Here is an 8,467-nt window from a genome sequence, read left to right as displayed (position 1 = left end):
TGAATGATGAATCTCATTCTTTAAACGAGCAGGAATACTATTTAAATTTATTTATAACCAGCCTACATTGAATGACCGCAACCGGCCAGAAGCGGCCGCTGGAAAATAAAAACCGAGATTTGATTTTTATGAAATTTCTGGGAGCGAAATCTTTAAGACTGTTAAATGGAGAGTGTGGACACGTAGTCATTCATGTGTGGTAAAAAGCCTAAACCCTTAGTCAGGAGTAGCCATGCATCAGCAATACGACGAAAGTACGGCCAATCTAAGAGAACTGATGACGACCGCCCCTATTAGTCACCAGGCACATGCGGCACATCGGCGAGCGAAGGTTGATATCAGGCGGCAAATGGAAGATGCGAGAGAAGATGCCAAGCAGCGGAGCGAAGAAGTGCTCTAGCAGCGCCGATCCCAACGAGGACATTTCTTTGGCTGAAATCAGATTGTCCGTTAATGGCCAGAAGCCGACCTCAACACGAACTTCACGCTAGTCACGTGTGCCCGCGGCATCCATTGCAATCTCGATAGACCGCCGACAGATCGACCGCATTTCGTCCAATTCCTTGCTGTCATCAAATGACTCGTAAAAGGGGCCTTTGAACGAGAACAGGTGCCGACTCAGATCCTTGAGCACGTCCGCCATATCGGCCTCGCCCGCATTGCGGATTCTGGTCGCCGCCCACTTCGCGCTATCGCATTCTGCCGTGTCGATGCTGCGGATGTGGATTGCGTCGAGTGACGCCAATACATCGACAATGCGTTGTTTATCCATGCCAGAATTCCTTTCCGTGTCTCACGTTGCGAGCCGCCAGGATAGCGTAACGCAGGGGCTGAGCATAAGGACATCTTTCCGACGCGGCCTTGTGCTACGCAACCAAGTCCGAAGATGGCAATGCCGGCACTGCGGCTTTACTCAGCGCCTCCATTGCCTGTCGAGCCCCGCGAAGATTTTCAGTTCCCATCCGCCGGGCAAATTCAGCCTTCGCCGATTTATGCACGAAGCACAATATCCGGACAATAAATTTCAATACTACTTGGTAGGTATTTAAGAGATAGCTGTGGGTTCGCGAACGCATTGACGTTTGTAGCCGGCCAGAAGCTGTTACGCCAAGAAATCTCATACCGCAGGAACTTCCTTTCTGTCAAAATGCGGCTGCACCCATGCGCCCACATCAACAAATAAAAAAGGGGGAATTCTATCCATGAAAGCTCCATCGCGTTTCTTCATTGTTTTTTTTGCATTTTTATTCCTTATCTTTGGCAACGCCAACGCCCTGGATCAAGCGACCGAATCCGAGCAAAAAGCTGCCGCACAGGAGGCTGAAAAGGTTCTCCAGCATGGTCCTGCTTCCATCGACATCCAGGATCAGGCAAAGCTTGCCCTGCCAGCCAAGACCGCATTCATACCTTCGGCGGCAGCAGCCCGCTATTTGCGTTCTCTCGGAAATCGTGTCGATGAAAAAGCATTGGTCGGCATCATTCTTCCTACCGACGCTGCAAGTTCATGGATGAGTGTGCTGACTGTGGAAAAAGGCGGCTACGTGCGCGACGACGATGCCAAGGATTGGAAGGCGGACGACATCCTGAGCAACCTTAAGGAGGGCACCGACACGGCCAATGCTGAGCGCAAGCAACACGGGATTCCCGAGATCGAAGTGACCGGTTGGGCAGAGGTACCCAAATATGATGCAGCTACACACAAATTGGTGTGGTCGGCCATCATCGGCAGCAAAGACAAGCACGATGCCCCTGCCGACCTCTCCGTAAATTACCGTACGTTGGCCTTGGGTCGTGAAGGCTATCTCTCGCTCACCATGGTGAGCCCACTGGATCTGCTGCAGCAATACAAGCCCACGGCGCAACAGCTGCTCGCGGCGATCAGTTTCAATGACGGCAAGCGATACGCCGATTTCAACTCGTCCACCGACCATGTTGCCGAATACGGCCTTGCCGCGCTGGTTGCGGGCGTCGCGGTCAAAAAACTGGGCCTGCTAGCCGTCATCGCCGCGTTCGCCGCTAAGTTCTTCAAGGTGATCCTGTTGGCAGTAGTCGGATTTGGCGTAGCCTTCAAGAAGTTTTTTACCGGAAAGCCGAAGGCTGTTCCCCCGGTTGTATTTGCTGAGGACACGCCTGCTCCGGCAGCACCCGTTTTGCCGACACCCGAAGCGCCGACCACTCCAGCGTCGCAATCCAGGCAGACCGATCCGCACTGACCAGACATCATGATCAAACTGCTGGTGTTTGCCCTCTCCGGGCTCAAGCTCGGTAAACTGCTTGCGTCCGGCGGTTCAATGCTGCTGTCGCTATTAGCCTATACGTTGATCTTCGGCTGGCGCTATGCGCTGGGCTTCATCTGCATGCTGTTGATCCACGAATACGGCCATTATTGGGCAGCCCGTAATCGAGGGATGAACGTAGGATTGCCGACTTTCGTCCCATTCGTCGGTGCCTGGATAGAGATGAAGGACAAGCCTTTTAATGCCGAAACGGAAGCCTATGTTGGCATGGCCGGCCCACTTGCCGGCAGCATTGCGGCTCTGGTCTGCTATTTCGCGGCACGGCAGATGGACAGCTCGCTGCTGCTTGCAGTCTCATACAGTGGCTTCTTCCTCAACCTGTTCAATCTCATCCCATTGTCTCCCTTCGACGGCGGCCGTATTACTGCAGTGTTGTCGCCACGGATTTGGTTCGCTGGTGTTCCAGTATTGATAGGGCTGTTCATCTATCATCCCAGCCCTATGCTGATCCTGGTCGCAATACTGGCTTTGCCTCAACTCCGGTTGGCTTGGAATTACGACCCGAGTCACTCTGACAATGCGCGCTATTACGGGGTTTCGGCTGCAACCAAGCTCAACTACAGTGTCTGCTACCTGGCATTGATCGCATTTCTCGCCATGATGGCGCTTGGCGTGCATGACATGTTGGGCGCCGTGCGAGCCATTCACTCCTGATCGCGCGAACGACCGTCAATACGGTCAGCAGAAGTCCGGAGTCGGGCAGCAGCTGCCATGACGTACTTGATACGACAAGGCCTGATCCATCGACAACAAAAAAAGGACGTCGAAATGAAACGTTTAGCTTCGAAAGTACGTTATCTGCGGGCCCTGGCATTCGCTTTCGCACTGATGCCGACACTGGCGCAGGCGGTAAGCGCCAACGACCTCAACCTCGATGGCGTGAATTACCTTCATCGTTGGTCAAAGAACGGTCAGAACGAATTCACGCCGCCAGCCGAGAGCGACCTGAGCCGGTGGAACGACATGATCACCATCAATGTCATCGATAAGGTCTCCGATGGAGACAAATTAGCGGAGCTGGCCAACAGAATACTAAGCACCTATCAAGCCGCCGGAAAAGTCCTGCGAACCAATTCGGTCCCCCGTACCCAGATCCGCCCCGCTGAGCATTTCATCGGCGCGGTCCTAGGAAGCCAGGGGTTTCTCGAGGCCGTATTCGCACGCGTTGTACTGATGGATGGCACGGGTCTCATCATCGTGCATTCGCACCGCATCTATGGCCAGAAGGTGGGGCCGGAAATGGCCGACTGGTTGCGCAAGAACGGGCCGCGCAGCGAGCAGGTGTTGATGGATTGGAATGATATTCCGAGCCCGGTTGAATTGCGAAAACTACCTCAGAGCGCGCAGTAGCGCCGGAGAATCTCTCCTGACATGTAAATGTCGAGTTTGTTGCTGCTACAGTTCCGCAATGTCGGTTGTCGGCCAGAAGCAGACTTTCATGAAAAGAAAGAAGCCTGCATTTGCGGGATTTTTTGATACAGTTCGCGATGTCCTCAATTGGCTAAGGGTGGAAAGCCATGGACGAATATAAATCTCGTCTTTCAATTCATAATGTTTATAACCAATCAGAAAAGGAAATATTGTGGGCGCGACACTTATCAGTTTCTTACCGATGTTTATCGTACAGTTGATTTATGCAGTCTTTGTCGCGCAAATAGCGGCACGAACAAATAAGAACGTCCCTGTTTATGTCGTAGTCACTCTTATTCCCATTGTTGGTATGTTCTTCTTGATCTATGTGTTCTGGTCGACCATCTTGTCACTCCTTGATTCGGTAAATCAGTTAAAGCAGTCACTGACCAGCAAGGGCGAGGGAATATAAACAAAACGTACATCTGAAGAAGCAAAAAGCCCGCAAGATGCGGGCTTTTTGCCGTTGATAGAAAATGGTTGGATACGCTTCGATAGCGAAGTCCGCAACCGGCCAGAAGCAGTCATAGCTCTTTTCATTATTCCTAAAGAAAAGAGCTATGGCCATGCGAGTGCCGCGAATCTTGAAGGCACTTAAGAACTGCGAGTATGCTCAGCCGAATTCAGCTGCGAGTACCGGAACTTTCCAGGCGATGATCTGGAACGAACCAGAGCACGGCAAGCACGACATAGATGACGGTACCGGTCAGAGGATCCCAGACCGACAAGGGAATGGCCAGCGCGTACAACAAGATCGAAGCAGAGTTCTTTACGCCTTTGCCGATGGCTTTCGCCAGCCGGGAGTCGCCCCCCTCCGCTGCAATCAACGTACGCCGCAACACCAGGAACGCTATCGAGCACATCAGCAGCACGGCGCCGTACGAGGCTACGGGCACAGGATCGCGATGATGTTCGGCGACCCAATTGGTGACGAAAGGAATCAGTGACAGCCAGAACAACAAATGCAGGTTAGCCCACAGAATGCGACTGTTGACGCGGCTGACCAGTTGCAGAAGATGATGGTGATTGACCCAGTAGATGCCGACATACGTGAAGCTCAGCGCGTAGCTGAGCAACTGTGGAACCAGTTTGAGCAACTCGGCCAAACTCGCGCCGTCCGGCATCTTGAGGCCCAGCACCATGATCGTGATTGCGATGGCGATAACGCCGTCGCTGAATGCTTCCAGTCGCGCTTTATTCATGGGCCTACAGCATCCATGGAAACGTGTCTGGCGTCAATCCTGTCGAGCACGATCAAGCCCCGCAAGACAGGATAGGCATCGTCAACACCGTAAAGTCCCAAGCGTGGCACCACAATCGGCCAGAAGCTGACTGTGTAGAATCTATGATCCGGTACGAAAACGCTTTTAGGCAAATGCGAAGTTATGCAGAAAAACGAATTTGAAGAGATTTTTGACGAGATAGTCACCCATCCGTTAAAAGCCCTCGGATTCCAAAAGAAAGGGGCGCGACTGCTAAGCGATGACGGGATGGTCCAGATTGCTTGGGTACGCGGTGGGGGACGGCTTGCCAGCGGTGGAGCGATGGCTCATCTTGCCTGTTTTCGCCACTCGTTTCTGCGAGACAAATCCGAAACTGTTCCCGCTGTGGCTCCCAGTGAACCCGGGGAATATCCATGGGTATTCGATTGCGAGGCGTTGCTGAACACTAATCCGCATGATTGGACTTTTGATCCATCAAGATTGATGTCTCTTCCCTATGGGCGACTAGACTTCTCAACGCTGTCTACGGCAGATGTAGTCAGTGCATTGAGTGAGAGACGAACTGCGTTTGCTAAATATGTCAGTTGGGCTCGCGCTTTATCCTTGAAGGAGGCGCACGAGCAGATCGCCTACTATGTTGAGAGATTTTGGGTGGCCAGGCTATGGGATCAGGACTATCGTTCGTTCACAGCCTCTCCCCATCCCGTTTGAATCTTATTCACCGAAGTCCGCAATCGGCCAGGAACGGCCATAACTCTTGTCATTATTCATAATGAAAATCACAACAGCCATGCGAGTACATCGAATCTTGAAGGCACTTAAGAACTACGAGCATGCACAGCCCCAAGTCGATGAGTTGACATGTCCGTCCAGGATATCGAACTTAGGAGCATTGCTTGGTTACTATCGAAATTCCAACATTGAAGAAGATGTGGTTGCCATATTCGACCAAGGACTGACCTGGAATGACAACGGCAATTTAATAGTATTGCGATTCATCGATGTTATTGATGTAGAACTAACCGATGGAAAGAATAGTGAAAGTCTCTTGCTGAAGATGAAGGGCTCCCAAACAGTTGACTTACCGATCAAAGGGCGTCATGAACGTTGTTATGATTCATTGGAGGTGCTGAGGTTTTTGAGGCGAGTTATGACGGACGCGAAACACCAAAATCCGCTGTGTATTCAATAATTCATTTTTTTGAGCGTGCGTCCGCCACCGGCCAGAAGTCGGCATTGGTGAAAAAGGAAGCCCATTCGTGATTGCAAAAGAAAACGCACCTATAGGATGGATTTTCCTGATGTCGGAATTGGAAGATGCAAAAGAACATCTGTCCACGTTGATCGAGGATATGCGTCAGGATCCTGAATATGATGAAGCTAATCTACGGATTGATCTTGGACACGTCTTTTCCCATCTCAATAGAGCATGGCATCGTCGTGACATTCGCGAAGACTTAAGTGAGGTGGAATGGGAAAAAGCGAGCCAGTTTCCTGCGGATCTTGAACCGTTATAAATGGTCGACTGCCGCCGGCGCAGCCTGAACAGGGAGGCCGACGTCCGCAACCAGCTCGTAGCGTACTTGTCATTGCGAATCTTTCAGCACTGCAGAAAATCAGCAGCACCGATAATATTCAATCGTTGAGAAGATCCCAAATAGTTTTAATAAGGCGGAATATGAGAAAACTTCGGTTAGCCGGAGCATTTATTGCAACTCTTCTGCTCTGCAACTGCGCAGCCTTTGACGTTGCGGCAACTTCGAACCCATGGAAAAAACTGGACGACGCCCATGATCTTTTTGTTAGGCAGAATCGACCAATTCCGGCAGAACGTCTAATTCAGGAGGCGATGTCTGTCTTTAAGGAAAAAGATGACGTTCATGGACTCGGGAATACGTATCGAGAATATGCCCTTCTGTTGGAGTCCGTAGCGGTAGTCAAGTGGGAAAAAATATATAGACGTGATGGCTTCCTCGATAAATCCGTGACTTACGACAACCGTCTGGAGAAAACGAAGGAGTTTTATGAGATATCGCTCAACTATTTCCTTCGCGCAGAGGTCCTTCTTCAAGAAGCAAAGAAATTTGACTCCTTGACGAATGTCTACTACCTCATGTCTGATGTGCATGTCGCTCTGGGCGATCGAAAAGCGGCATGCAGCGATCTGGATCATACCGTCGAGGCATATAGAGAAAACATGCGGCTTAATCCTTCTGCCAAACCGTATGGCTCAGTGATCGAATCTGTCAACTCTCAGAAACGCGCGAATGCATGCCCATGAAGATTTTACGGGTTTCTTCAATGGTTTCTTCCAAGGATTATTTTTAACGACAGCATCGTTCATGCAATCAAGATAAGGTCCATAGAGATGTCCGCAATCGGCCAGAAGGGGAAATTAAAACAAGCTCTACTATAGTCAGCAATAACGTTCTTCACTAACAAATGCACATGGCGCATTACAAGAATCAAAATGGGGAAGGTCTATGTGGGGAAAAATCAAAGACGTCTTTAGGCGTTCAACGAAAGAACCATTATTTACGCGAACACACGGTAGCGATACCGAGATGCAAGTCGCTTATCAATCGGCTGCAGCGACATTTGACCGACTTGATTCATTCGTGCGTGATGGCAAAGCCTCCGTATGTTGCGTGAAACTTCGTCTCAGAGATCCTGTGGCATCTGAGAAACTTGGAGAGGAGCGATTCCTCTTCCTTTGGGTAAATATTGCCGAAACTGATCCAGACGAAGCGGATGCGTTTTTGGGACTCATCTTCGAAGCACCGGCTGAACTCCATACCTGGTATCCGCCCGGAAAATACGTGCATTGCCGACGTGCAGACGTCTATGATTGGTTTGCGAACGATCAAGGCAAGCTATATGGTGGCTTCACACTGCGTGTTCAACGAAGCCGCCTGCCCGACAATCAACGGCAGTTATTTGACGAGCATACTGGCGTTCGGCAATGGATGGAGCATTAGACATAGTGAACTTTGTCTGCAACCGGCCAGACGCAGACATCGCCAAAGCGTGTCAGGAAATCAGTGTTCCTTGATGGAAGACGATTTTCCATTTTCCATCAGTATTTCTCCACAGCGTCGTTCTTCGTGTACGCCGGCCGGACTGCTGCAGTAAGTAGGTGAGTTGGTAGAGATCGTCAGCCAACTGCCGGATGTGAAACTCCCTGCAGGAAAAGTCTCCTTCCTCCTGCGTTTCGTATCGCTCCAACAATGTTTCGATGACGAAGTTACGGTCGTAGATATCGCCGCTTGCGCCGATTTCCCAAAAATCGTCGGCAGTCATGTCGAGCAATGCTTCACGCCCTGTCCCGAACTCCCTTCGATGAAAAATGGGTTCGCGGGCGATAAGTTCGGCAAGCACGGCGTCAAGTCCGGATGTCGGCATTCGCTTCCCTTCAACGTGATCGATGATTATCTGACTGGATCAGTATGCTGAACATGATTGCGACAAACAAGGAAGAACATGCAGATGTCCATAGTCGGCCGTTAGCGAACAACTTCAGGAGCGAATGCGTTCGCC

Annotated in this window: 12 protein-coding genes; 9 read left to right on the top strand and 3 right to left on the bottom strand. The window is 50.8% G+C overall.

The features are described 5' to 3' along the window. Window positions 1-232 precede the first annotated feature (232 nt). On the top strand, window positions 233-400 hold the full coding sequence (locus ACIROW_RS22765) for a hypothetical protein (protein ID WP_402279166.1): 168 nt from the start codon (window positions 233-235) through the stop codon (window positions 398-400). Between the two features lie 87 nt (window positions 401-487). Here ACIROW_RS22765 and ACIROW_RS22760 read toward each other — a convergent pair whose 3' ends face one another. Beyond that, window positions 488-772: a hypothetical protein gene (locus tag ACIROW_RS22760; protein WP_402279163.1), complete on the bottom strand. Its 285-nt coding sequence runs from the start codon at window positions 770-772 to the stop codon at window positions 488-490. Between the two features lie 430 nt (window positions 773-1,202). On the opposite strand from ACIROW_RS22760, the gene ACIROW_RS22755 reads away from it, so the two are divergent. The 3 genes from ACIROW_RS22755 to ACIROW_RS22745 all read left to right on the top strand — a co-directional run bounded on the left by ACIROW_RS22755 (window position 1,203) and on the right by ACIROW_RS22745 (window position 3,647). After that, window positions 1,203-2,213 carry a DUF2167 domain-containing protein gene (locus ACIROW_RS22755; RefSeq protein WP_402279161.1) on the top strand — a complete coding sequence of 337 codons (1,011 nt, stop codon included), beginning with the start codon at window positions 1,203-1,205 and terminating at the stop codon, window positions 2,211-2,213. A gap of 9 nt (window positions 2,214-2,222) precedes the next feature. After that, window positions 2,223-2,951 (top strand): site-2 protease family protein, encoded by a 729-nt coding sequence (locus ACIROW_RS22750; protein ID WP_402279159.1) that lies wholly within the window; start codon window positions 2,223-2,225, stop codon window positions 2,949-2,951. 114 nt (window positions 2,952-3,065) lie between these two features. Then, window positions 3,066-3,647 (top strand): hypothetical protein, encoded by a 582-nt coding sequence (locus ACIROW_RS22745; RefSeq protein ID WP_402279157.1) that lies wholly within the window; start codon window positions 3,066-3,068, stop codon window positions 3,645-3,647. A gap of 683 nt (window positions 3,648-4,330) precedes the next feature. Here ACIROW_RS22745 and ACIROW_RS22740 read toward each other — a convergent pair. Then, complete coding sequence (locus tag ACIROW_RS22740; RefSeq protein WP_402279155.1) at window positions 4,331-4,909, bottom strand: TMEM175 family protein; 579 nt, start codon at window positions 4,907-4,909, stop codon at window positions 4,331-4,333. Between the two features lie 183 nt (window positions 4,910-5,092). Here ACIROW_RS22740 and ACIROW_RS22735 point away from each other — a divergent pair, with 183 nt between their 5' ends. The 5 genes from ACIROW_RS22735 (at window position 5,093) to ACIROW_RS22715 (ending at window position 7,908) form a co-directional block, all read left to right on the top strand. Next, window positions 5,093-5,641 carry a hypothetical protein gene (locus ACIROW_RS22735; RefSeq protein ID WP_402279152.1) on the top strand — a complete coding sequence of 183 codons (549 nt, stop codon included), beginning with the start codon at window positions 5,093-5,095 and terminating at the stop codon, window positions 5,639-5,641. Between the two features lie 61 nt (window positions 5,642-5,702). After that, complete coding sequence (locus ACIROW_RS22730) at window positions 5,703-6,122, top strand: hypothetical protein (RefSeq protein ID WP_402279149.1); 420 nt, start codon at window positions 5,703-5,705, stop codon at window positions 6,120-6,122. Between the two features lie 67 nt (window positions 6,123-6,189). Then, window positions 6,190-6,447, top strand: coding sequence for a hypothetical protein (locus ACIROW_RS22725; protein ID WP_402279147.1), 258 nt, complete (start codon window positions 6,190-6,192; stop codon window positions 6,445-6,447). A gap of 161 nt (window positions 6,448-6,608) precedes the next feature. After that, the gene (locus ACIROW_RS22720) at window positions 6,609-7,211 is read left to right on the top strand and encodes a hypothetical protein (protein WP_402279144.1); all 603 of its coding nucleotides are present in this window, start codon (window positions 6,609-6,611) and stop codon (window positions 7,209-7,211) included. Between the two features lie 202 nt (window positions 7,212-7,413). Further along, a complete protein-coding gene (locus ACIROW_RS22715; RefSeq protein WP_402279142.1) occupies window positions 7,414-7,908 on the top strand; it encodes a DUF2314 domain-containing protein in 495 nt (164 codons plus the stop codon). Window positions 7,909-7,960: 52 nt separating this feature from the next. Here the strand turns inward: ACIROW_RS22715 and ACIROW_RS22710 are convergent, their stop codons facing one another. Further along, on the bottom strand, window positions 7,961-8,332 hold the full coding sequence (locus tag ACIROW_RS22710; protein WP_402279140.1) for a DUF4440 domain-containing protein: 372 nt from the start codon (window positions 8,330-8,332) through the stop codon (window positions 7,961-7,963). Between the last annotated feature and the right edge of the window lie 135 nt (window positions 8,333-8,467).

This window comes from Herbaspirillum sp. NPDC101397 (assembly GCF_044767325.1).
Classification (GTDB): domain Bacteria; phylum Pseudomonadota; class Gammaproteobacteria; order Burkholderiales; family Burkholderiaceae_D; genus Herbaspirillum.
This window is presented reverse-complemented; position numbering and strand designations above follow the sequence as displayed.